Raw genomic sequence first — 21,502 nt, 5'->3', positions numbered from 1 at the left:
TCGGTACGGCGTACCGGCGGTCAGACCTTTCGGCCGACGCCGCTCGCGATGCACTCCTCGACCTGGTTCAGCGGCTTGACCCGGGGGCCGTCCGGCCACCAGTCGTCGCACAGGACCAGGCCGGGCTCGACCAGCTCCTGGCCGGGGAACATCGCGCGGATCTGGTCGTAGGTCCGGAACACGCCGCTACCCATCGGGCTGTGGGTGAACTTGTCCTCCATCGCCCGCGCGATCGCCGAGTGCTCGGGGGTCTGCGGGTCGTAGAAGTGCGCGACGACCGAGTACGAGCCCGGGACGAGCGCGTCCATGTACGTCTTCATCAGGTCCGGGCCGTCGTCGCCCAGGTAGTGGTGCAGGGTGCCGTTGTGGATCAGGGCGATCGGCTGGTCGAAGTCGAGGAACTCCTGCACCTGCGGCTCGGCCAGCACCTTCTCGGGCTCGAAGATGTCCGCGCTGATGAACAGGGTCCGGTCGTTCTCCTCCAGCAGCGCGCGGCCGTGCGCGAGCACCACCGGGTCGTTGTCGATGTAGAGCACCTTCGCGGCCGGCTGCAGCCGCTGCACGACCTGGTGCGTGTTCTCCGCGGTCGGCAGGCCGGAGCCGCAGTCCAGGTACTGCGTGATGCCGACCTGGCCGGCCAGGAAGCGGCAGGCGCGGATCAGGAAGTTGCGGTTCGACCAGGCCAGGTCGTTCACCTGCGGGGCCACCGTCGCGACCTGCCGCAGCACTTCGCGGTCGATCTCGAAGTTGTCCTTGCCGTTCAGCGCCGCGTCGTACACGCGCGCGATGCTGGCCCGGGTGGTGTCCACCCCGACCGGGACGGAGCTGGGAGCCTTGGTGGCGTCGGACATGCGGCGACCTCACTCGGGGGACGGTTCGGCGGAAGACCCGAGCCTATCCACATCGGAGCGGAAATATCACACCCCGTAGCGAGTCCGGACTCCCCAATCTCCGGCCGAACGTGCAAAGATCGGCGGGCACGTCGCTGGAGAGTCGATGGGGAGGGTCCTGGTGACCGAGGAGCAGGGCGCGCCGGGCGGGCCGACCGCCCTGCGGATCATGCTCGGGGCCCACCTGCGCCGGATGCGCGAGGAGGCCGGGATCAGCCGCGGTGACGCGGGCTGGGCGATCCGCGGGTCGGAGTCGAAGATCAGCCGGCTCGAGCTCGGCAAGGTCGGCTTCAAGCCGCGCGACGTCGACGACCTGCTGACGCTGTACCGGATGGACGACGCCGGCGAGCGCGAACGGCTGCTCGACCTTGCGCAGCAGGCGAACAACCCCGGCTGGTGGCAGCGCTACGACGACCTCACGCCGAACTGGTTCCACGCCTACCTCGGCCTCGAGGTCGCCGCGGACATGATCCGGACCTTCGAGTCGCAGTTCGTCCCGGGCCTGCTGCAGACCGCCGGGTACGCCCGCGCCGTCATGCAGCTCGGCCACAGCGAGGCGCCGCTGCCGCAGGCCGAGGTCGAGCGGCTCGTCACGCTGCGGGTCGAGCGGCAGGCCGTCCTGACCAGCAAGCTGCGCCCCCTGCGGCTGTGGGCCGTTCTCGACGAGTCGGTTCTGCGCCGCGGCGTCGGCGTACCCGGCGTACTGCGTGAGCAGCTCGAGCACCTGCTGGAGGTCTCGCGGCGCCCGAACGTGACGCTGCAGGTGATCCCGTTCGACAAGGGCCTGTACGCCGCGACCGGCGGCGCCTTCAGCATCCTGCGTTTCGCCGAGACCGACCTGCCCGACGTCGTCTACATCGAGCACCTCACCAGCGCCGTCTACCTGGACAAGCGCGAGGACCTCGACAAGTACGTCATCACCATGGACGCGCTGTCGATCGCGGCCGGCACGCCGCGCGAGACCGAGGAGCTGCTGAAGGAGATCATCAAGACCACTGAGTGATTCCTTGCTCAGAAGGAGAAGGCCGCGCGGACCGTTTCGACGCGCTGTTTGACGTTGTGCAGAAAGCGTTGCGGGATCGACCGGTCGGTGAAGTGCGGAAGGGCCTCGCACTCCTGGTGACCCGGTGCCAGGCGGACGGTCATCACCCGGGTCAGACGGGTGCCTTCGGCAACTGGTTCGAAGAGGTAGTCGACCTGGGCGTCGACCCCGCGCCAGCCGTACTGGTCGGTGGTGACGGTCCACTGCCGGCCCCACTCGGCGCGATCGACCGTCCACGTCGCCGAGAACATCTCGTCGCCGCTGGCCAGCACCTGGGTGACCTGGTCGCCGGCGACGGCACAGCGGTCGGTGACACCGGTCGTGTGCACCACCAGCGGATGGGTGCGCAGCACGTTGCGCGGCATGGTCAGGAAGAAGTACGTGTCCTGGGGATCCCGCTCGATGACCACCTGGTCGCGAGCCCGGATCACGCCCCCACTCGTCGGCCCCGGCATCCGAACGATCCTACGGACCGCGCCCGGCGCCAGGAACCAGGTGAACGGCGGCTTAACCCATTCTTACTCCGGCGACGTGTGGTGGTCGGTCCGGGTGAAAAAGTCACTCGGATCGGCCGTCGGGCGGGGAGTTGTTTCCAGCCAGGCCGCGAAGGTCTCCGGCTGCCGGCGTTCCAGCTCGTCGAGGTAGCTGAGCCGGGTCGCGGTGATCGCCAGCCGCTCGTCCGCAGTCGCCGCCGACTCCAGCGCGGTGCTGCTCAGGCACCAGGCCAGGCAGAGCTCCTCGTCGGAGTACTGCTCGATCGTCGAGGCCTGCGTCCAGAAGTGCTTCACGACGTACGGCGAGGTCGCGGCGACGGCGGCGACGAGCGCGATCGTCGTCCAGCCGGCGGTGACGACGTACCCGCAGACGGCCAGCGCCAGCGCACCGGACCGCAGCGACCACTTCGCGACCTGGCGGGCGACGTGCCGAGCGGGTCTCCCGTCGGCCAGGCCCGCACTGAGGTAGACCGAGCCGACCGTGCCCGCGCCCATCACGAACGTCATCAGGCAGGTGGCCGGGCTGATCAGCAGGACGGCGGCGCCGGCACCGGCCAGCAGCAGGAACCCGACCACGGCCGTCCAGACGATCCGATAGCGCTGCCCACCGAAGAACCCCGTAGCCGCCATCACTACCTCCTTCTCCCCAGTCAAGTGCCCACACCAGGTGTGGTCAATCCATGACGCCGGGTGTCGAAGGACAGGCTCAGGAAATCGGGGGCTCGGACCGCCGCGACGAGTGCAGGCAGGTCCACGGCCTGGGCGCGCTGGATCCGGGCGAGTTCGGCCCGAACCAGGCGTCCAGCACGACGTCCTCACCACTCGCCTCGACCGGCTCAGCCGGCTCGCGCTCCACCAGCCGCAACAGCGCAATCAGCCGCCACGCCGGTTCCCCCGTCATTTTCATTGCCCCCGGCCCCCTCTCTCCGGTGTATCGGAGAACGGGCCCTGAATGTTTCACCGGGCGGTCATCTGGTGTTTGCCGGCGGTCCAGGGTGCGCCGCAGCTCAGAGGGGGCCGAGGGCGGGCGGGGCAGGGAGCCGAGGCCGCCATGAGCAGATTCAGGCGCGGGCGGGGGCTGACTCGGTGGCTCGGTGGGTTCGCCAGTCGTCCTCGCGGAGGGCGAAGACCAGGTCGTCGATCCACTCGCCCTTGAAGAAGGCGGCGTGCACGAAGTGGGCCTCCTGGCGCATGCCGAGGCGGGTCGCGAGCTGGACGGAGGCGTCGTTGCCGTCGACGATGACCGCGACGATCCGGTGCAGACCGAGGTCCTCGAAGCCGAGTTCGAGCATCGCGCCGGCGGCCTCGGCGGCCAGGCCGCGGCCGTGGTAGGCGGCGTTGAGCGCGTAGCCGAGTTCCCCCTGGCGGTCGGTGTCACTGGCCCACTTGAGCAGGACCTCGCCGATCACCGTGCCGGTCTCCCGCAGTACGACCGCCAGAACGAGCCACTGGCCGGGCTCGGTCACCTCGCCCTGACCGAGCTTCGTCTCCAGCGTCGCCTTGGTCTGCTCGCGATCGCGCACGGGCCAGGGCGTGTAGCGGACGACGTCGGGGTCGGAGTGGAAGGCGAGCAGGTCGTCGAGGTCCTCGCGGCGGTGCGGCCGGAGATCGAGCCGCTCGGTCCGTACGGGGTAGTCGGGGCGCAGTCCGCGGGGCATGATGGTCCTCTCGTCTAACGTCGTTAGACAGCTAGGCTACTGATGGTCGACAAGGCCCGACAAGGGAGATTCCGCGATGCCGGCACGGCGCGAAGGCACGGCCGCGGGCGCCTCGTCGGGGGACGCGCCGTCGCGGGACTCCTCATCGCATGCTGCGGCCGGGCTGACTGTTGCCGCGATCGTCGAGGCGGCGCTGGCGGTGATCCGGGGCGCCGGGGTCAGCGGGCTGACCATGCGGTCGCTGGCCGAGCGGCTGGCTGTTCGGGCGCCCTCGCTCTACCACCACGTCCGGAACAAGGACGAGCTGCTCGAGCTGGTGGCGCGGAACGCCTTCGACGCGTTCGCGGCCGACCGTACGGCGTACGCGGAAGTGCGGACGCTGGACGACTGGATCGCGGTGACGACGTCCGGGTCGCATAGGTTGCGGGAGTTCTACGCCGAGCATCCCGGGCTGGCCGCGCTGATCCAGGCGAAGGCGACGCCGTACCGCGACGTCGGCGACGGCTCGCGTGCCGCGCTGGTGCGCGCGCAGATCGAGGCGTTGGTCGCGCTGGGCGTCCCCGAGAACACAGCGCGCGAGACCTTCGAGACGATCGCGCACTGGACCCTCGCCGCGGTCGCGGCCGACGGCCCGGACGAGCTGTTCGGCGCGGGGCTGGACCTGCTGATGCTCGGCGTCCGCTCCAGGCTTTCGAGCTGACGCAGGCGGGGAGGTCGCGGCCCTGCTCATGGGTGCGAGGTGGGTCAGCTGCTCGACGTACCGGCATTCGGGTGGTCTTGTCGGTGGGCGGGTTTAGGCTCGAAGCATGAGCTACCGCGAGTATCGGTCGCCAGTGGGTCTTGAGCCGCTGGTTGCTTGCTTGTGGGAGAGCGAGCCGGTCGCGGGGAGGACCACGCGGGTGATTCCCGATGGGTGTGTTGATCTGGTGTGGCTCGGGAGTGAGTTGGTGGTGGCGGGGCCGGATACCGGGCCTTGGGTGACCGGGGCTGCTGGTGAGAGCAGTTGTGCGATTCGGTTGCGGCCGGGGGCGGCGGGGGCGGTGCTTGGGTTGCCGGCTTCGGAGTTGCGGGATCTTCGGGTCGGGATCGAGTTGGTGTGGGGTGTTGCCGGGCGGGAGATCGGGGATGCGCTGGGGGCGGCGGATCCGAGGCAGCGGTTGAGGATTCTGACCGAGACCGTGCTGCAGCGGCGGGCGGCTCCTGATCCGCTCGCGGTGGCCGCGGCGCGGAGGCTGGCGGAGCCGGCGGCGAAGGTGTCGACGGCGGCGGCGGATCTCGGGATCAGCGAGCGGCAGCTCAACCGGCGCATGCAGAACGCCGTGGGGTACGGGCCGAAGATGCTAGCGCGCGTGGCCAGGCTCAGGAGACTGATCGTGCAGCCGGACGAGGAGCCGCTCGCCACGCGAGCGTTCGCCGCGGGGTACGCGAGTCAGGCACACATGAACGACGAGGTCCGCCGGCTGACCGGCCTGACGCCGGTCCAGTTCCTGAAGGACGCCACCCTCACCGCTGCCTGACCCCGTCCTTCTCAGGAACACCGCCCCCTGACCGATTCCTGAAAGACCGACCGCCCGAAGCAGGCCTACCGTCGTGCCCATGATCGACCTCACCGCAGCCGAACAGTTCGTCTACGCCAACGCTCGCCTGATCGACCGGCACCGGCTCGCCGTGCTCCTGTACGGCGCCCCCGCCGGCCAACTTGTCGAGACCCTGCGTGCCTACCGCACCGACGACGGTGGCTTCGGGCACGCGCTCGAGCCCGACGTGCGCTGCCCGGGCAGCCAGCCCTCCGCCGTACTGCACGCGCTGGACGTGCTCGCCGGTGCGAACGCGCTCGACGACCCGCTCGTCGACGAGATCGGCGACTGGCTGACCACGATCACCAACTCCGACGGCGGCGTGCCGACCGTCCTGCCGAGTGCGGACGGCTATCCGCGGGCGCCGTGGATGGTTCCGGCGCCGGAGAGCGGGTTCCTCACCTACGCGATCGCGGGCAGGCTCTGGCAGGCCGGGTCGAAGCACGCTTGGTTGCCCGCGGCGACCGAGTGGTGCTGGACGACGATCGAGCAGGCCGACGGCGTCGGTGGGTACACGGTGAAGTTCGCGCTCGACTTCCTCGACGCCGTGCCCGACCCGGCGCGCGCGGCCGCGGCGGTCGACCGGTTCCGGTCCGCGCTCGATGCCGACGGCAACCTTCCGGTCGAGGGCGGGACCGAGGACGAGAAGATCACCCCGATCACACTGTCCCCGCACCCCGGGACGCCGAGCCGTGCGCTGTTCACCTCCGCGCAGCTCGACGCCGATCTCGACCGGCTCGCCGCGGACCAGCACGACGACGGCGGCTGGGACGTCGACTACCTGCACTGGTCCCCCGGTCAGGCCCTCGACTGGCGTGGCATCGCGACCGTCAATGCGGTCGCCACCCTGCGGACCAACGGCAGGCTTTAACCCAGGAGGCAAACGCTCGCCGCCGAACGGCGCGGATCCGTACAGTGCTGGCATGCCCACCACTGTCCGCCGCGCCGTTCCCGACGACGCCGAGCTGGTCCGCACGATGATCGGCGAGATCGCCGACCACCAGGACGAAGGCCAGTACGTCACCGTCACCGCCGACCGCTGGCGCGAGCTGCTCGCCGGCGACACCGTGACCGTCCTCATCGCCGAGTACGACGGGGAGCCGGCCGGCTACGTCTCCGCCGTACGCCGCCTGCACCTGTGGACCGGCGGCGACGTACTCGGCCTGGACGACCTCTACGTCCGCGAAGCCTTCCGCGGCCAACGCGTCGGCGAGCTCCTGATGCTCGAGCTGGCCCGCCAGGTCGCAGCACCCCACAAGCTCACCATCACCTGGGGCATGCGGGAGAGCAACGAAGGCGCCCAGCGCTTCTACGCCCGCCTCGGCGCGAGCCTGAAGACGAAGGTCCTCGCAGCCTGGCCGTACGAGGCCTACTCGAAGGACCTCTAGAACAGCCGCACCTCGCTCGGCTCCTCCAGGTCCAGCAGCACCTGCTTGCGGCGCAGACCCCCGGCGTACCCGGTGAGCTTGCCGCCCTTGCCGACCACCCGGTGGCACGGGACGACGACGGAAACCGGGTTGTGCCCGACCGCCTGGCCGACCCTCTGGGCCAGGGCCTTGTCGCCGAGCTGCTCCGCCAGTTCGCCGTACGTCGTGGTGGTGCCGTACGGGATCTGGTTCAGCAGGGCCCAGACCCGCTGCTGGAACTCGTCGCCCTCCAGCGCGAGCGGTACGTCGAATGTCCGCCGCGTGCCCGCCAGGTACTCCTGCAGCTCGTGCGCCGCTTGGGTCAGGACGGGATCGCCCTCGGCCGGGACCTCGTCGCCGAGGGCCGTACGGTCGGGCCTGGTCCAGTGGTGCGGGAAGTAGACGCCCGCCAGCGCGTCGCCGGACGCGACCAGGGTCAGGTCGCCCAGCGTCGTACCGACGACCGCGTGCCGGATGCTCATGCGTTTCTCCTCGTCTCGTGGTGTCCCCTGTGGAACGGGCACGAGGCCGGGCGTGTGAGGGCCGACGGTCCCGTCACCCTCGGTACAGGTGGTCGAGGTCACCGAAACCCGTGGCCGGGTCAGGTATCGGCCGCCACTAAGGTGGAGGCGCCAGCACACAGGCACACGGCACGTAGGCACAGCACTTAGGCACACTGGGAGCGGAGTACACGGTGACTGACCCGACCATCATCTACACCCACACTGACGAGGCGCCGGCTTTGGCGACGTACTCGTTCCTGCCGGTGATCCAGGCGTACGCCGGGCAGGCCGGGGTCGCCGTCGAGACCCGGGACATCTCGCTGGCCGGGCGGATCGTCGCGCTGTTCCCCGAGCACCTGACCGAGGACCAGCGGATCGCCGACGCGCTGGGCGAGCTGGGCGAGCTGGCCAAGACGCCCGGGGCGAACATCATCAAGCTGCCGAACGTGTCGGCCTCGATCCCGCAGCTGAAGGCCGCGATCGCCGAGCTGCAGGGCCAGGGCTACGCGCTGCCGAACTACCCCGACGAGCCGAAGACCGACGAGGAGCGGGAGATCCAGGCCCGCTACGACAAGGTCAAGGGCTCGGCCGTGAACCCGGTACTGCGCGAGGGCAACTCCGACCGCCGCGCGCCCGCCTCGGTGAAGAACTACGCCAAGACCCACCCGCACCGGATGGGTGCCTGGACCCCGGACTCCAAGACGAACGTGGCCACGATGGGCGCCGAGGACTTCCGCTCGACCGAGAAGTCGGTCGTGGTCGCCCAGGACGGCGTACTGCGGATCGAGCTCGTCGGTGACGACGGCACGACGACCGTACTGCGTGAGTCGGTGCCGGTGCTGGCCGGCGAGGTCGTCGACGCGTCGGTGATGCACGTCGCGCCGCTGCGCGAGTTCCTCACCGCGCAGGTCGCCAAGGCCAAGGCCGAGGACGTGCTGTTCTCGGTGCACCTGAAGGCCACCATGATGAAGGTCTCCGACCCGATCGTCTTCGGTCACGTCGTGCGCGCCTTCTTCCCGAAGACCTTCGCGGCGTACGGCGACGTGCTGGCCGCGGCCGGCCTGACCCCGAACGACGGTCTCGGCGGCATCCTGGCCGGCCTGGCCGCGCTGCCGGAGGGTGCCGAGATCAAGGCGTCCTTCGACGCCGAGCTGGCCGACGGCCCGGCGCTCGCGATGGTCGACTCCGACAAGGGCATCACCAACCTGCACGTGCCGTCCGACGTGATCGTCGACGCCTCGATGCCGGCGATGATCCGGACGTCCGGCCACATGTGGGGCCCGGACGGCCAGGAGCACGACACCCTCGCGGTCCTCCCGGACAGCAGCTACGCGGGGATCTACCAGGTCGTGCTCGACGACTGCCGCGCCAACGGCGCCTTCGACCCGGCGACGATGGGCTCGGTCCCGAACGTCGGCCTGATGGCGCAGAAGGCCGAGGAGTACGGCAGCCACGACAAGACCTTCGAGGTCGCCACCACCGGGACCGTCCGGCTGGTCGATGCCGACGGCAACGCCGTCCTGGAGCAGGCCGTGTCGGCCGGTGACATCTTCCGCGCCTGCCAGACCAAGGACGCGCCGATCCGCGACTGGGTCAAGCTGGCCGTCACCCGGGCCCGCGCGACCGGCGACCCGGCGGTGTTCTGGCTGGACGAGACCCGCGCGCACGACGCGCAGATCATTGCCAAGGTCAACGAGTACCTCGGCGAGCACGACACCGACGGCCTGGAGCTGAAGATCCTCGCCCCGGTGGACGCGATCAAGCTGTCGCTGGAGCGGATCCGCCGCGGTGAGAACACCATCTCGGTGACCGGGAACGTGCTGCGCGACTACCTGACCGACCTGTTCCCGATCCTCGAGCTGGGCACCAGCGCGAAGATGCTGTCCGTCGTACCGCTGATGGCCGGTGGCGGGCTGTTCGAGACCGGTGCGGGCGGCTCGGCACCGAAGCACGTGCAGCAGTTCGCGAAGGAGAACTACCTGCGCTGGGACAGCCTGGGCGAGTTCTTCGCGCTGGCCGCGAGCTTCGAGCACCTGGCCCAGACCACGGGCAACGCCAAGGCCCAGATCCTCGCCGACACCCTGGACCGGGCGACCGCGACGTTCCTGAACGAGGACAAGTCGCCGACCCGCCGCATCGGCGGCATCGACAACCGCGGCAGCCACTTCTACCTGTCGCTGTACTGGGCGCAGGAGCTGGCCCAGCAGACCGACGACGCGGAGCTGGCCAAGCTCTTCACCGCCGTCGCCGAGACCCTGGCGAGCAACGAGCAGACCATCGTCGAGGAGCTGCTCGCGGTCCAGGGCAGCCCGGTCGAGCTGGGCGGCTACTACCAGCCGAACCCGGAGCTGGCGGCCGCCGCGATGCGCCCGTCGAAGACCTGGAACGACGCGCTCGCGACGCTGTCCTGACCTGATCGGCGAAGGGCGCCCATCCCCGCGGTGGGCGCCCTTCGCCGTACCCGTCACCACCGGGCTAGGCGACGTCGGTCAGCGCCTGGTCCAGGATCTGCAGGCCGAGGGCGAGCTCCTCCTCAGTAGCGGTCAACGGCGGCGCGATCCGGAACACCCCGCCCATACCGGGCAGCTGGACGATGTTCATGTGCAGCCCGAGCTCGAGGCAGCGCGCCGTCACCTGGGTACCGAGCCGGTCGGCGCCTTCGGCCACGAGTTCGAGGCCGGCCAGCAGACCGCGGCCGCGGACGTCGCCGACGACCCGGTGCCGGTCGGCGAGGGCGTCGAGTCCCTGCCGGAGTACGAGACCGAGCTTGGCCGCGCGCTCGTCGAGCTTGTCCTGGGTCAGTACGTCGAGCACGGTGTTGCCGACGGCCGCGACCAGCGGGTCCGAGACGTGCGTGGTGAGGAAGAGGAAACCGCGGTCGTGAGCGGCGGCCTCGATCTCGGCACTCGTGATCACGGCGGCGAGCGGCAGGCCCGCGCCCAGCGTCTTGGACAGCGTGAGGATGTCCGGTACGACGCCGTCGCGCTCGAACGCGTACCAGGTCCCGGTCCGGCACAGCCCGGTCTGCGCCTCGTCGAGGATCAGCAGCATTCCGCGCTCGTGGCACTTGTGCTGCAGCGCGGCGAGGTAGCCGACCGGCGGCTCGAGAATGCCGCCCGAGCTCAGGATCGGCTCCACGATGCACGCCGCCAGGCTGCCGACGGACTGGGCGTCGATCAGCTCGAAACTGAAGTCCAGCTGCCGCTGCCAGTCGAGCTCGCCGTCTGCGGTGGTGAAGTCCGGCCGGTAGGTGTTCGGCGCCGGGATGGCGAAGTTGCCCGGCGCGGCCGGCCCGTACCCCTTGCGGCCCGCGCTGTACGTCGCGTTGGCGGCCGCCTGGGTCATGCCGTGCCAGGACCGGGCGAACGAGACGACCTCGTGCTTGCCGGTGACCAGCTTGGCCATCCGGAGCGCGGCCTCGTTCGACTCGGCGCCGGTGGTCAGCAACTGCACCTTGTCCAGCGGATCGGGCAGGGACTCGGCCAGCCGGCGGGCCAGGTCGATCACCGGCCGGCTCAGCATCCCGCTGAACAGGTGGTCGAGGGAGCCGATCTGGCGCCGTACGGTCTCGACGATGGCGGGATGGGAGTGGCCGAGGATCGCGCTCATCTGGCCGGAGGTGAAGTCGAGGATGCGCCGGCCGTCCTCGGTGAACAGGAAGCTGCCGGCGGCATGGTCGATGACGTCGGGGCCGAAGGTGTTCGGGCCCGCGTAGCGGATCAGGTGCGCGGTGAGGTCCGTCGAGGTCGCCATGTCCCGACGCTAGGGTCCGCCCGAGCAACACGTCCAGCACACGTTTCCGCACGTGGTGTTCGGAAATTCCGTACAACAATGACCGGTATGACGCTCAACCCCTGGCGGCTGAGGCTGCTGAACCGGCTGGAGACCCACGGGACGATCCGGGCCGTCGCCGCGGCGCTGGACCTGAGCGCGTCGAGCGTGTCGCAGCAGCTCGCGCTGCTCGAGGTGGAGACCGGGACGCAACTGCTGGAGCGGGCCGGTCGCCGGGTCCGGCTCACTCCGGCGGGGCTGATCCTGGCCCGCCGGGCGCAGGCGATCCTCGACCACATGGACGCGGTCGAGGCGGAACTGCGCAGCTTCGGCACCGAGCCGGCCGGGTTGGTGCGGCTCGGGGTGTTCCAGAGCGCCATCCACACCTTGGCCGTCCCCGCGGTCACCCGGCTGGCCCGGTCGCACCCGCAACTGGAGATCGAGGTGCTGGAGCTGGAGCCGCACGAGAGCCTGGCCGCGCTGCGCGGCGGCGACGCCGACCTGATCGTCACGACCACCGACTTCGTCGAGGAGCCGCTCGGGTCCGACCTCGACCTGCTCCCGCTGACCACCGACCTGATCGTGCTCGTCGTCCCGCCGGACCACCCGGCGGCGGGTCGCGGACCGGTCGACCTCGCGGCGTACGCCGGTGAGCAGTGGGCCTTCGACCGTCCCCAGTCGTACATGGCGAACCTGACCACCCGGCTGTGCCGGCAGGCCGGCTTCGAGCCCCGGGTGGTCGGCCGGTTCAGCAACTACTCGACCCTGTTGCGGCACGTCGAGGCCGGTCTGTCGATCGCGATGCTGCCGAGTCTCGCGGTCGATCCTCGCTACCGCGTCGCGACCCGGCCCCTCGTCGTACCGGTGACCCGGGCGATCACGGCTGTCGTACGCCGCGGCGCTCCACCACGGCCGGCCGTGCTCGCGGTGCTGGAAGGTCTTCGCCGGACCTCTCGGGCGTACGACGAAGGAGCGCCGACCTGACCGGTCGGCGCTCCTTCGTCGTACCGGGACCTAGTGCTCGTGCTCGTACTCCTGCTGGGTCATTTCCTTCAGCTCGTGCGCCGGGGTCTTCACCTTGTTCTGCGAGGCGCCGCCGCCGACGTCGCCACCGCCGAAGCGGATGTTGGCCCAGTTGTTCTGCGTGGTGAGCGTCGTCCGGCTGCCGTCGCGGTTGATGTCGGCGGACGCGGTGTCGACGGCGTCGCCGTCACAGTTCCAGTCGATGCCGAGGTTGGCCGCGCCCGACGTCCGGGTGCTGTTGTCGGGGCACTTCCACTTGGTCTTCCAGGTCGAGGCGGCGCTGCCCAGGCCGCTCGACTCGTTCAGGCTGGTCTCGGTCAGCGCCGGCGGGGCGAAGTTCGAGTAGCTGAACCAGTTCGCGCCGCTGGTCCGCGGGACGCCGTCGAACTGGAAGTGGTAGTTCATCACGCTGAGGTAGTTCGGCTTGTAGTTCACCGAGTCCGACCCGCCGTGGGTCAGGCCGAGGTCGTGACCGAGCTCGTGGATGAAGGTGCCGACGTTCATGTTCTCGGTGACGGTCCAGCTGCACTTCGGGCCCATCGTCACGATGAACGTGTCGTTCGGGATCGCGAACGCGTTGCCGCTGCTGCAGCTGTTGTCGTAGTCGTCGGCCCAGAGCATGTAGTGGAAGACCGCCTTACGGGCCGAGGCGAAGTTCGTCGACTTGATCGCGTCGGTCTGCTGCTCGGCCGGCTGCAGGTTGCTGTCGTACGGCACCTGGTTGCCGCCGCCGAGGTCGTACGCCGTACCGCGCGCGGAGCCGGCGTCGAGGTGGATCCGGATCCCGGTGCTGCCGTCGGGGTTGCTGATCGGCGCGTTCGCGAAGCTCTGCACGATCCGGTCGAGCGCCGCCGTACTGGCCAGGCGGCCGTCCATGTAGTCCATCTCGACGAACAGGTCCTTCTTGTCCGGCGTCGCGCCCATCCCGGGCAGGTCGACGTCGATCACGCCGTCACCGTTGGCGTCGTAGCCGTTGGTCTCCCAGGCGTCGGGGAGCGAGTCGCCGTCGGTGTCGGTCGCTGCGAGCTGGGGTACGGCGGCCGCGTCGTCCGGCGCGGCCGCGGCGACGGCACCGCCTGCGGCGGCGGCGACCAGGGCGAACGAGCTCAGGGTGGCGAGCACGAGGGGGCGGGGGCGGAAGGTCATCGGATCTCCTCGGTCCGGTCAGCGGCTGGAGCAGAGCTCCCTCACGAGCCGCACGACAGTTGCTGCTTACAACCTTCCGCAGCATGTATCCAATCGACCACTCAGCGCAATGGGGATAACCCGAAACTTTTCGATTTCGGCCCCGCGGAGTGTGCGGGTTGTCACCCGGTGTGAGTCAGTTCAGGAGCGCCAGGCGCTGGACGAGCACGGCTTCGAGGTCCCGCGGCCAAGGGAACAGCGACGCCGCGACACGCAGCTGGGCCAGACCGTGCAGCCCGGCCCAGACGGCGGCTGCGTCCGCCGCTGGATCGACACTCCGCGACGTACCGGCGTCGACGCACGCGACCATCGCCCCCCGCAGCACGTCGAACGCGTTCATCCCCAGGTCCTGAATCGCCAGGTCCGGGACCCGTTCGAGCGACTTCGGCGCACTCCACACCGCGCCGAACATGATCCGGTAGCGGTTCGGCTTCTCCTGCGCGTACGCCAGGTACGCCGTACAGATCGCCCGCAGCCGCTCGGCCGGCCCGAGGTCCGGCGGCACGACGCGCAGGTGCGCCTCCAGCTCGGCGAAGGCCTGCTCCGCGACGGCGAGCAGGATCGAGTCCCGGTCGGCGAAGTGCGGGTAGATCGACGGCGCGGTGATCCCGGCCTCGCGGGCGACCGCGCGCAGCGTCACCGCCTGCTCCCCCGCCTCCTGATCGAGCAGCCGGGCCGCGGCGACCACGATCTCGTCCCGCAGCCGCCCGCCTTCGCCCCGCCGGCTCCGTGTGCGCTGTTCCATGCCGACTACTTTACAGCTGTTAACTCAGGACGTAAGGTTACGGCTGTAACTTTAGATCCGTAACCACTGAGGAGCAGCCATGTTCGCCACCGCCCGCCCGACCACTCAGCCCACCACGGAACCCGCCCGGCGCCGCTCGCGCGCCGTGATCATCTCCGCCTTCGCCGTCCCGGTGATGGTCGTCGGCCAGTTCGCGATGCTGGCCGTCGTCCCGGTCGCCGTCCTCGTCGCCGGCACCTTCCGCAACGCCCGCCTCCGCGCGCTCCGCTGGTGGGCGATCGCGCTGGCGACGGCGTACGCGATCCCGCTCGCCGCGTGGGCGATCGGACCCGACCGCGCGCCGAGCCTGTCCAAGGACATGCACCCGGCCCTCGCCGGCGTGATCGTCGCGGCCTCGGTCGCCTTCATCGCCGCGTACTTCGTCAGCCGTGGACGAGCAGCCCGGGTTCCCGCGCGCGACTGACCGGCCACTGGACCACCAGGACGGCCGTGAGCACGACCGCTCCGCCGAGGAGCTGGACGGGACCCAGGGACTCGCCGAAGATCGTTGCCGCCAGCAACACTGTGACGACCGGTTCGAGCGTGGACAGGATCGACGCCGCGGACGGGCCGACGCGGGCCAGTCCGGCGAAGAAGGTCAGGACCGCGGCGACGGTGCTGACCACGGCGATCGCGGTCAGCCAGAGCCAGCCGCTGGGGGCGAAGTCGAGGCGCGGACCGCCCTGTACGGCGGAGAAAGCGGCGAACGTGCAGGCGGCGCCGGTGCACACCAGAGACGACAGCGCGATCGGCGGAATCCCGGCCCCGCCCTGACCTCCGCCGCCGACGCGGTCGCCCGCCAGGATGTAGACCGTGTAGGCGAGAGCGGCGCCGAAGCCCATCGCGGCGCCCACCGGGTCGAGGCTCCCGGACGCCGCACCGCCCAGGACCAGCGCCGTACCGGCCGAGGCGATCAGCAGCGCGGCGACCCTCCGCGCCGACGCGCGCTCGCGTCCGAAGGCGATCGCGCCGACCGTCACCAGCGCCGGGTACGCGTACAGGATCAGCGCCAGCAGCGAGGCGTCGATCTTCTCCAGCGCGCCGAAGAACAGCCCGGACTGCGTCGCGTAGCCGATCCCGCCCATCGCGAGACCGGCGACCAGCGAACGGCGCGGTACGCCGCGCAGCGCGCCCGTCGTACCGGCGACGACGAGCAGCAGGACGGCGGCGACGCCGAAGCGCACGAGCAACAGATCGCCGACGTCGACGCCCGCGTCGTACGCGAGCTTGCCGAAGATCGCCATGGCACCGAAGCAGACGGCGGACAGGAGACAGAGGAAAGCACCCACCCGCCGATGCTCGCAGCGCTCAACTGTTCACGTCCATCTCACGTTTCTGCATGACACCCAGTAGATTTGATGAACGATGCTCGATCTGCGAAGACTCCGCCTGCTCCGTGAGCTGCACGCCCGCGGGACGATGCACGGCGCCGCGAAAGCACTCGGCTACACGCCCAGCGCGATCTCCCAGCAGCTCGCCGTACTCGAACGCGAAGCCGGCGCCAAGCTGCTCGAACGGACCGGCCGCAACGTCCGCCTCACCGACGCCGGCCAGGCGCTGGTCCGCCACGCGGCCGTCCTGCTCGACGGCCTGGAAGCCGCCGAGGCCGAGGTCGCCGCCATCGCCGCGGGCCACCCGGCCGGCGTCGTCCGGGTGTCGGCGTTCCAGTCGGCCTTCCTCCGCATCGTCGCCCCCGCTGTCGCCGCGCTCGCGGAGAGCCATCCCGGCGTCCGCGTCGAGGTGACCGAAGCCGAGGTCGAGGAGTCGATCCCGGCCCTGCGCCTGCGCCAGCTGGATGCCGTCGTCGGCGACGAGTACTCCGGCCAGCCGCGCCCGGTCCACCTCGACCTGACCCGCGAGCCGCTGGTCCGCGAGCAGGTCCGTCTCGTCCTCCCCGAGTCGCATCCCCAAGCAGGCAAGGCGAAAGTCCACATGGCCGACCTGTCCGGCGCCCGCTGGGGCGCCTGCCAACCCGGCACCGGTCACCGCGACATGCAGATCCGCGCCTGCCGCGACCTCGGCCATTTCGAGCCCGACCTGCGCTACGCCTCCGACGACTTTCTCATCCTCGTCGAGATGGTCCGCACCGCCGGCGCCTGCGCACTACTGCCCGACCTGGTCCTCGGGTACGGCGTACCGGGTGTCGCCGTCCGGCCGACCGCCGAAGGCCCGATCGACCGCGAGGTCTTCCTGCTCACCCGAGCCACCAGGACTCCCGCCATCGAAGCGGTCGCCGCTGCCCTGCACACCGCCGCCCTGCAAACGGCCTCAGCCCAGTGAACCCGTCGCCGCCCGGAGTGATTCGAGGGCGGCCAGCGTGTACGGCGCCAGGTCGTCGCCGGTCTCGTGATCGGCCTCGGACCACTCGGCGTACCCCTGCTTGAAGGCGAGTACCCCGAACTCGCCGGCCAGGTGCGCGATCGGGTCAGGCACGCCGCGGGCGATCAGGGCGGTGGTCATCGCGGCAGCGAGCCCGACGCTCTTGAGCGCGTCGCGTTCCTGGAGCTCGGTGCTCGCGGCGATGGCCGCCTTCAAGCGCGGGCCGAGGTCGCGGTTCAGCGGGCCCATCGCGCCCGACGCGCGCTCGAGCCCGGCCGCGACGGCGGCCAGCGGGGTGGCGCCTTCGGGCGCGTCGGCGATGCCTTCGGTCAGCAGCCGGCTCAGGGCCTCCTGCCCGGCCACCAGCAGGTCGCGCTTGTCGGGGAAGTACCGGAAGAAGGTGCTCTTGGTGACCCCGGCGCGCTCGGCGATCTGGGCGACGGTCGTGGTGTCGTACCCCTGCTCGGTGAACAGGTCGAGAGCCGCGACGACAAGCCGCTCGCGTGCCCCTGGTTCCCATCTCGCCATGGACCCATCCTAGGCGATGGGAGTTTTGTCCCATCAGTCTGCTACGTTGATGAGACAAGAGTCCCATCACCTCAGGAGGGTTCCATGCACGTCTTCGTCACCGGCGGCACCGGCCTGATCGGTTCCGCCGCCGTCGCCGAGCTGCTCGGCAACGGCCACACCGTGCTCGCGCTCGTCCGCTCCGACGCCTCCGCGCTGGCCGCCGAGAAGGCCGGCGCCGAGCCGCTGCGTGGCGGCCTCGGCGACCTCGACGTCCTCCGCGCCGGCGCCGCGCGGACCGACGGAGTGATCCACCTCGCGTTCAGCAACGACTTCAGCAGCCCCGAGGCTCTCACCCGTGCGGTCGAGGATGAGAGCGCCGCCATCGCGGCACTGGGCGAGGAGCTGGTCGGCAGCGATCGTCCGCTGGTCGTCGTCTCGGGCACTCCCGCCGTACCGGATCGCGCCTCCGTCGAGACCGACGGGGCGGTGACCGACGGCCCGGTCGGCGGTCGCGGTCGCGCGGTCGTCGCGGCCCTCGACCTGGCCGCGCGAGGCGTCCGAAGCTCGGCGGTCCGCATGCCGCGAACCGTCCACAACCAAGGCGACGGCGGCTTCGCGGGCCTGATGACCCAGATCGCCCGCCAGACAGGCGTTTCGGGCTACCCGGGCGACGGCACGCAGCGCTGGCCGGCCGTGCACGCACTCGACGCCGCCACCCTCCTGCGCCTGGCACTGGAGAACGCACCGGCCGGGACCTCCTGGCACGCCGTCGCCGACGAAGGCGACGCCGTCCGCGACATCGCCACGGTGATCGGCCGGCGACTGGGCCTGCCGGTCAAGCCGGTCCCCGAGGAGACCTTCGGCCCGATCGGCCCGATCTTCGCGATGGACCAGCCGTCCTCCAGCGCCCACACCCAGCAGGCCCTCGACTGGCACCCCACCCACCCCAGCCTGCTCGAGGACCTGGAGAACCTCCAGCCCTGACCCGGCCGACTGATCAGCCGTCGCGTCCCTGCCAGGTGGTGACGCAGGCTTCGTTCCCCTCCTGGTCGGCCAGCACCCAGAACGCGGGGGCGCGCGTCGCGGACACCAGGTGGCCGCCGGCCGCCAGTGCGGCCTCGACGCGCCGGGGTGCTTCGTCGTGCGGAACACAGATGTCGAAGTGGATCCGATTGCGTTGCGGGCGGGCCTGGTCCATCTGCTGGAACCAGAGGGCCGGACCCTGCCCGACCGGGTCGACGAGTGGATCCTTCGGTCCCTCGGCACCCGCCTCGCCGGCGTAGCCCAGCACCGCCTTCCAGAACTCCCGGATCCCGGCGATGTCCAGCGCATCGATCGCGATCTCCAGGATCTGAACGGAGTGGGGTGCCTCAGTTCCGATCTCGGGGTCCGTCGCCAGCCCGGCCCGGTCCGCGACGGCCGAGATCCGCAGCGCGAGCTCGACATCCAGCGTGGTCACCGCCGCGTGCTCCACCGACTGCAGCGTGAGCACGACCCGATCGGGGCGGGCGTCGGCCCGAAGGTGCTGGTCGGCGTCGTCGCCGCACACCGCGACAGCGTCCGCTGCCAGGCCGATCGCCCGAGCCAGCGACCCGACCGGGACCGACGTCCGCAAGGCGCCCAGCAAGAAGCGCCACCCGGCGTCCTGGACCGCGTCCGACGCTTCCTGCCGACTCAAGACCTGTTCCATGACCGCATCCTCGCAGGGTCAGGTCGGCGGGGCGGTCCAGGTCAAGGTGTAGCGCCAGAACAGGGCTCGTCTCAGCCGTACGCCGGGCAGGATGCCTTCCGCGGTGCGGGCGATCTCCTCGAACGATTCCTCGGGCGTGGCGGTCGGCGCGGTCATCTGCGGTGGGGTGGTGGTCGATCGTCGTGGGTGGACGACAGCACCGACGATCGGGTTCAGGATCAGCGAGGCGATCGACCAGGGAAGGTCCGCGGGCGATTCCCGGCTGACGCCGACCACGACGAGTCGACCACCGGGGCGCAGCAGGTCGCGCGCCTTCTCGAGCGTGGCCTGCAACGGCAGATGATGCAGCACCGCCACGAAGGTGATGAGGTCGTAGCGGTCCTGGTGCGTCTCGTCGAACGGCTGGGTCAGGATGCGGACGTTGGCGAAGTTCGCCGTCGTACGCCGAGCCAGCTCCGCGGTCGGGACATCGCGCTCGATCCCGGTGACCGCGGGAAAGACGCCCGCGAGCCGGCGTACGAGGTTCCCTGTCCCGCAGCCGACGTCCAGGGCCTCCGTCCCACCGGCCGCGCGGACCCGACGCGCATGGTGGAGGACGAGCGCGGCATAGGCGTCGTTGTGGGACCAAGGATGGGCGTCACAGAAGCGACCCACAGCGGCCAAGGTTGTCTGGAGCGCGGGAGACATGGTGCGACAGTACCGACGGGTCTCCGCTCCGCCCGAGCACCCGGGCGGGGCCGAGCGGGTCTTGTAAGGTGCTACCAACCTGGGACTCGAGGAGGCAGCGTGACCGACAGCGGTGCGCCGAAGGACGGCGAACGCCGCGACGAGGCAACCGACCTGGGCGTTCTCGCCGGCCGGTTGCTGTTCTCGGTCCAGGGCGAGCTCTTCCGGCGGCTCCACCAGGAAGGCTACGACGACCTCGCGCCCCGGCACGGCGCCGTACTGGCCTACCTGCGCGTCGACGGCATCCGCGCGACCGAGCTCGCCCGCCTGTCCGGCCAGCACAAACAGGTCGTCGGCAAGAACGTCGACGAGCTCGAAGCCCTCGGCTACGTCGAACGCCGTCCCGACCCGGCCGACCGCCGCGCCAAGCTCCTGGTCCCCACCCCCCGCGGCCGCGCCGAGATGGACACCGCCGACGCGATCATGGCCGAGATCGGCGACCGCCACCGCCAGTCCCTGGGCCCGAAGGCGTACGACCGCTTCCTCGCCGACTTCCGCGCCGTCGTCGAGAACCAGCGCTCCCACTGAGCCGTTCCCGTCCGACGATCTCCCCGACCAACGGTCGAAGGCCGCACGCCGATCGATCTGACCACCGGCGCGCTAGGCCCCCTCGGCCCCCGGACCGATCTCGCTCGAGCCCCCGGTTCCGATCCGAACGACGGCGACGCGACCGTTGCCCATGGCATGCACTGGCTCGTCGAGCTCGGCGACGTCGCCAACGGTCAACGCCACGGAGGCGTTCGTGGCCCGGAGGGTGACGGATCCGGCCAGGCAGACGAGCACCAGAGGGTCTGCCTTGGGGAGCGCGAGTGGGGCTTGGCCGGGTACCAGATGCTCGACCGCCACGGTGGCATGTGCCTGGCCGCGCCTGGTCATCACATTGAGATCGCGCGTCGGGCCCGCCACGCGGCACCGAACCTCGATGGCGCCGTCGAAGCGGAAGGGTTCGTACGGCGTGAGGATGTGCTCAATCCCTTGCAGCTCAAGGGACAACGCCTCACCTTCGACCAGGACGATCGTCCGGTCGACGTCCGGGAAGAGTGAGAAGTCGCAGTCCTCGGTGACCTCGGCCAGGCTCACGCGCCAGGCGAACTCCGCCGCGGAACCGCCACCCGGTGGATCGCCGGCCAGTTCGGTCGTCAGGCCGGCGCCGTTGCGCCACGCGACCCGGTGCTGCTCGGAGGCCCGCTGCAAGCGCATTCGTTCCCAACCCTCGTTTTCGGTTGCCGCCATCCTACGGAGCACCACCCCGATGACGCCGTAGGGGGCGATGAGCCTTGTCAGGCTTCTGTCAGGTGGGTGTTAGGGGCGTGGGCGAGGCTGCTCAGCGGCGCCCGCCACTCGGGGGAGGATCCTCGACGGTCGCCAGCAGAAAGGAGCACGTGATGTCGAAGCTACGCGCCCTCGTAGGGTCCATCGTCATGGCGTCCGCCCTGACGGTGCCGATCGCGAGCGCCCAGGCCATGTCCCCGGCCGACGGTCACCGTGAGGCCGGAGCGCAGGTCACCGCGGATCCCATCGAAACCTACAAGAACCGGCACACCGGCCAGCGCCTCGACGACAACCTTGCCACCGGCAACGTCCGCACCATGCCGACCCTCGACGCGAACCAGCAGAAGTGGCGGGTCCGAACCTGGAGGGACAAGACGGTGCGGTTGCAGAACGTCCACACCGGCAAGTGCGTCGCCGACGGTGGCCGAGGACGCGCCGTGCCGCAGACCTGCAACAGCTCAGAAGCGCAGAGCTGGGAAGTCATCCAGGCCGGCAGCGGCTACATCAAGTTCAGGAACGAGGCCTACGGCTACTGCCTGCACGACACCTACGCGAACGACCTGCAGCTGAAGCCCTGCGCCGCGACGACGTCGCAGCACTGGAACTAGACCGCCTGTCGTTGCTGCCCGGCTCTACGGGGGAGCTGGGCAGC

General features: G+C 70.4%; 26 protein-coding genes. 12 read left to right on the top strand and 14 right to left on the bottom strand.

From position 1 onward, the window contains the following. Positions 1–20: 20 nt before the first annotated feature. Positions 21–851, bottom strand: a complete 831-nt coding sequence (locus HDA39_RS38535) for an SAM-dependent methyltransferase (protein ID WP_184803794.1) — start codon at positions 849–851, stop codon at positions 21–23. A gap of 145 nt (positions 852–996) precedes the next feature. On the opposite strand from HDA39_RS38535, the gene HDA39_RS38530 reads away from it, so the two are divergent. Continuing rightward, positions 997–1,893 (top strand): helix-turn-helix domain-containing protein, encoded by an 897-nt coding sequence (locus HDA39_RS38530; RefSeq protein ID WP_238356260.1) that lies wholly within the window; start codon positions 997–999, stop codon positions 1,891–1,893. Positions 1,894–1,901: 8 nt separating this feature from the next. On the opposite strand, the gene HDA39_RS38525 is transcribed toward HDA39_RS38530, so the two are convergent. From HDA39_RS38525 to HDA39_RS38510, 4 genes are all read right to left on the bottom strand, one after another. Next, on the bottom strand, positions 1,902–2,387 hold the full coding sequence (locus tag HDA39_RS38525; RefSeq protein WP_184803793.1) for an SRPBCC family protein: 486 nt from the start codon (positions 2,385–2,387) through the stop codon (positions 1,902–1,904). Between the two features lie 63 nt (positions 2,388–2,450). Then, on the bottom strand, positions 2,451–3,056 hold the full coding sequence (locus HDA39_RS38520; protein ID WP_184803792.1) for a hypothetical protein: 606 nt from the start codon (positions 3,054–3,056) through the stop codon (positions 2,451–2,453). Between the two features lie 76 nt (positions 3,057–3,132). Beyond that, positions 3,133–3,333, bottom strand: coding sequence for a hypothetical protein (locus tag HDA39_RS38515; RefSeq protein WP_184803791.1), 201 nt, complete (start codon positions 3,331–3,333; stop codon positions 3,133–3,135). Between the two features lie 154 nt (positions 3,334–3,487). Beyond that, positions 3,488–4,084: a GNAT family N-acetyltransferase gene (locus HDA39_RS38510; protein ID WP_184803790.1), complete on the bottom strand. Its 597-nt coding sequence runs from the start codon at positions 4,082–4,084 to the stop codon at positions 3,488–3,490. 76 nt (positions 4,085–4,160) lie between these two features. On the opposite strand from HDA39_RS38510, the gene HDA39_RS38505 reads away from it, so the two are divergent. From HDA39_RS38505 to HDA39_RS38490, 4 genes are all read left to right on the top strand, one after another. After that, on the top strand, positions 4,161–4,784 hold the full coding sequence (locus HDA39_RS38505) for a TetR/AcrR family transcriptional regulator (RefSeq protein WP_184803788.1): 624 nt from the start codon (positions 4,161–4,163) through the stop codon (positions 4,782–4,784). A gap of 106 nt (positions 4,785–4,890) precedes the next feature. Beyond that, positions 4,891–5,601: a helix-turn-helix domain-containing protein gene (locus HDA39_RS38500; RefSeq protein WP_184803786.1), complete on the top strand. Its 711-nt coding sequence runs from the start codon at positions 4,891–4,893 to the stop codon at positions 5,599–5,601. Positions 5,602–5,680: 79 nt separating this feature from the next. Then, positions 5,681–6,532, top strand: coding sequence for a hypothetical protein (locus HDA39_RS38495; RefSeq protein ID WP_202893251.1), 852 nt, complete (start codon positions 5,681–5,683; stop codon positions 6,530–6,532). A gap of 52 nt (positions 6,533–6,584) precedes the next feature. Continuing rightward, positions 6,585–7,049, top strand: coding sequence for a GNAT family N-acetyltransferase (locus HDA39_RS38490; RefSeq protein WP_184803782.1), 465 nt, complete (start codon positions 6,585–6,587; stop codon positions 7,047–7,049). Here HDA39_RS38490 and HDA39_RS38485 read toward each other — a convergent pair. After that, complete coding sequence (locus tag HDA39_RS38485; protein ID WP_184803780.1) at positions 7,046–7,549, bottom strand: methylated-DNA--[protein]-cysteine S-methyltransferase; 504 nt, start codon at positions 7,547–7,549, stop codon at positions 7,046–7,048. The genes HDA39_RS38490 and HDA39_RS38485 overlap by 4 nt on opposite strands. Positions 7,550–7,761: 212 nt before the next feature. Between HDA39_RS38485 and HDA39_RS38480 the strand changes: the two genes are divergently transcribed. Next, positions 7,762–9,981: an NADP-dependent isocitrate dehydrogenase gene (locus tag HDA39_RS38480; RefSeq protein WP_184803778.1), complete on the top strand. Its 2,220-nt coding sequence runs from the start codon at positions 7,762–7,764 to the stop codon at positions 9,979–9,981. A 64-nt stretch (positions 9,982–10,045) separates the two neighbouring features. Here HDA39_RS38480 and HDA39_RS38475 read toward each other — a convergent pair whose 3' ends face one another. After that, on the bottom strand, positions 10,046–11,323 hold the full coding sequence (locus HDA39_RS38475; RefSeq protein ID WP_184803776.1) for an aspartate aminotransferase family protein: 1,278 nt from the start codon (positions 11,321–11,323) through the stop codon (positions 10,046–10,048). An 87-nt stretch (positions 11,324–11,410) separates the two neighbouring features. Here HDA39_RS38475 and HDA39_RS38470 point away from each other — a divergent pair, with 87 nt between their 5' ends. Beyond that, positions 11,411–12,325 (top strand): LysR family transcriptional regulator, encoded by a 915-nt coding sequence (locus HDA39_RS38470; protein ID WP_184803774.1) that lies wholly within the window; start codon positions 11,411–11,413, stop codon positions 12,323–12,325. Positions 12,326–12,355: 30 nt separating this feature from the next. Here the strand turns inward: HDA39_RS38470 and HDA39_RS38465 are convergent, their stop codons facing one another. Continuing rightward, complete coding sequence (locus HDA39_RS38465; protein WP_184803772.1) at positions 12,356–13,510, bottom strand: hypothetical protein; 1,155 nt, start codon at positions 13,508–13,510, stop codon at positions 12,356–12,358. A gap of 175 nt (positions 13,511–13,685) precedes the next feature. Beyond that, on the bottom strand, positions 13,686–14,294 hold the full coding sequence (locus tag HDA39_RS38460) for a TetR/AcrR family transcriptional regulator (protein ID WP_184803770.1): 609 nt from the start codon (positions 14,292–14,294) through the stop codon (positions 13,686–13,688). A gap of 79 nt (positions 14,295–14,373) precedes the next feature. Between HDA39_RS38460 and HDA39_RS38455 the strand changes: the two genes are divergently transcribed. Further along, positions 14,374–14,757: a hypothetical protein gene (locus tag HDA39_RS38455; RefSeq protein WP_184803768.1), complete on the top strand. Its 384-nt coding sequence runs from the start codon at positions 14,374–14,376 to the stop codon at positions 14,755–14,757. Here HDA39_RS38455 and HDA39_RS43990 read toward each other — a convergent pair. Next, the gene (locus tag HDA39_RS43990; RefSeq protein WP_184803766.1) at positions 14,717–15,622 is read right to left on the bottom strand and encodes an EamA family transporter; all 906 of its coding nucleotides are present in this window, start codon (positions 15,620–15,622) and stop codon (positions 14,717–14,719) included. The genes HDA39_RS38455 and HDA39_RS43990 overlap by 41 nt on opposite strands. Before the next feature lie 76 nt (positions 15,623–15,698). On the opposite strand from HDA39_RS43990, the gene HDA39_RS38445 reads away from it, so the two are divergent. Then, on the top strand, positions 15,699–16,613 hold the full coding sequence (locus tag HDA39_RS38445; protein ID WP_184803764.1) for a LysR family transcriptional regulator: 915 nt from the start codon (positions 15,699–15,701) through the stop codon (positions 16,611–16,613). Here HDA39_RS38445 and HDA39_RS38440 read toward each other — a convergent pair. Continuing rightward, positions 16,602–17,180 (bottom strand): TetR/AcrR family transcriptional regulator, encoded by a 579-nt coding sequence (locus HDA39_RS38440; protein WP_184803763.1) that lies wholly within the window; start codon positions 17,178–17,180, stop codon positions 16,602–16,604. The two genes, HDA39_RS38445 and HDA39_RS38440, sit on opposite strands and share 12 nt — an antisense overlap. An 84-nt stretch (positions 17,181–17,264) precedes the next feature. Here HDA39_RS38440 and HDA39_RS38435 point away from each other — a divergent pair, with 84 nt between their 5' ends. Continuing rightward, entirely contained in the window at positions 17,265–18,146 is an 882-nt protein-coding gene (locus HDA39_RS38435; protein WP_184803761.1) for an SDR family oxidoreductase, read from the top strand. 13 nt (positions 18,147–18,159) lie between these two features. On the opposite strand, the gene HDA39_RS38430 is transcribed toward HDA39_RS38435, so the two are convergent. Both HDA39_RS38430 and HDA39_RS38425 read right to left on the bottom strand, forming a co-directional pair. Further along, a complete protein-coding gene (locus HDA39_RS38430; protein ID WP_184803758.1) occupies positions 18,160–18,852 on the bottom strand; it encodes a VOC family protein in 693 nt (230 codons plus the stop codon). A gap of 18 nt (positions 18,853–18,870) precedes the next feature. Continuing rightward, positions 18,871–19,539 (bottom strand): class I SAM-dependent methyltransferase, encoded by a 669-nt coding sequence (locus HDA39_RS38425; protein ID WP_184803756.1) that lies wholly within the window; start codon positions 19,537–19,539, stop codon positions 18,871–18,873. A gap of 99 nt (positions 19,540–19,638) precedes the next feature. Here HDA39_RS38425 and HDA39_RS42855 point away from each other — a divergent pair, with 99 nt between their 5' ends. Further along, positions 19,639–20,106 carry a MarR family winged helix-turn-helix transcriptional regulator gene (locus tag HDA39_RS42855; protein WP_337926070.1) on the top strand — a complete coding sequence of 156 codons (468 nt, stop codon included), beginning with the start codon at positions 19,639–19,641 and terminating at the stop codon, positions 20,104–20,106. Positions 20,107–20,178: 72 nt separating this feature from the next. Here the strand turns inward: HDA39_RS42855 and HDA39_RS38415 are convergent, their stop codons facing one another. Next, positions 20,179–20,811, bottom strand: coding sequence for a HutD/Ves family protein (locus HDA39_RS38415; RefSeq protein WP_184803752.1), 633 nt, complete (start codon positions 20,809–20,811; stop codon positions 20,179–20,181). A 152-nt stretch (positions 20,812–20,963) separates the two neighbouring features. On the opposite strand from HDA39_RS38415, the gene HDA39_RS38410 reads away from it, so the two are divergent. After that, positions 20,964–21,458 carry an RICIN domain-containing protein gene (locus HDA39_RS38410; RefSeq protein ID WP_184803751.1) on the top strand — a complete coding sequence of 165 codons (495 nt, stop codon included), beginning with the start codon at positions 20,964–20,966 and terminating at the stop codon, positions 21,456–21,458. Positions 21,459–21,502 lie beyond the last annotated feature (44 nt).

Origin of the sequence: Kribbella italica (genome assembly GCF_014205135.1) — a bacterium.
GTDB lineage: Bacteria > Actinomycetota > Actinomycetes > Propionibacteriales > Kribbellaceae > Kribbella > Kribbella italica.
The sequence above is the reverse complement of the archived record's forward strand: the minus strand, read 5'-3'. Positions and strand labels throughout refer to the sequence as shown.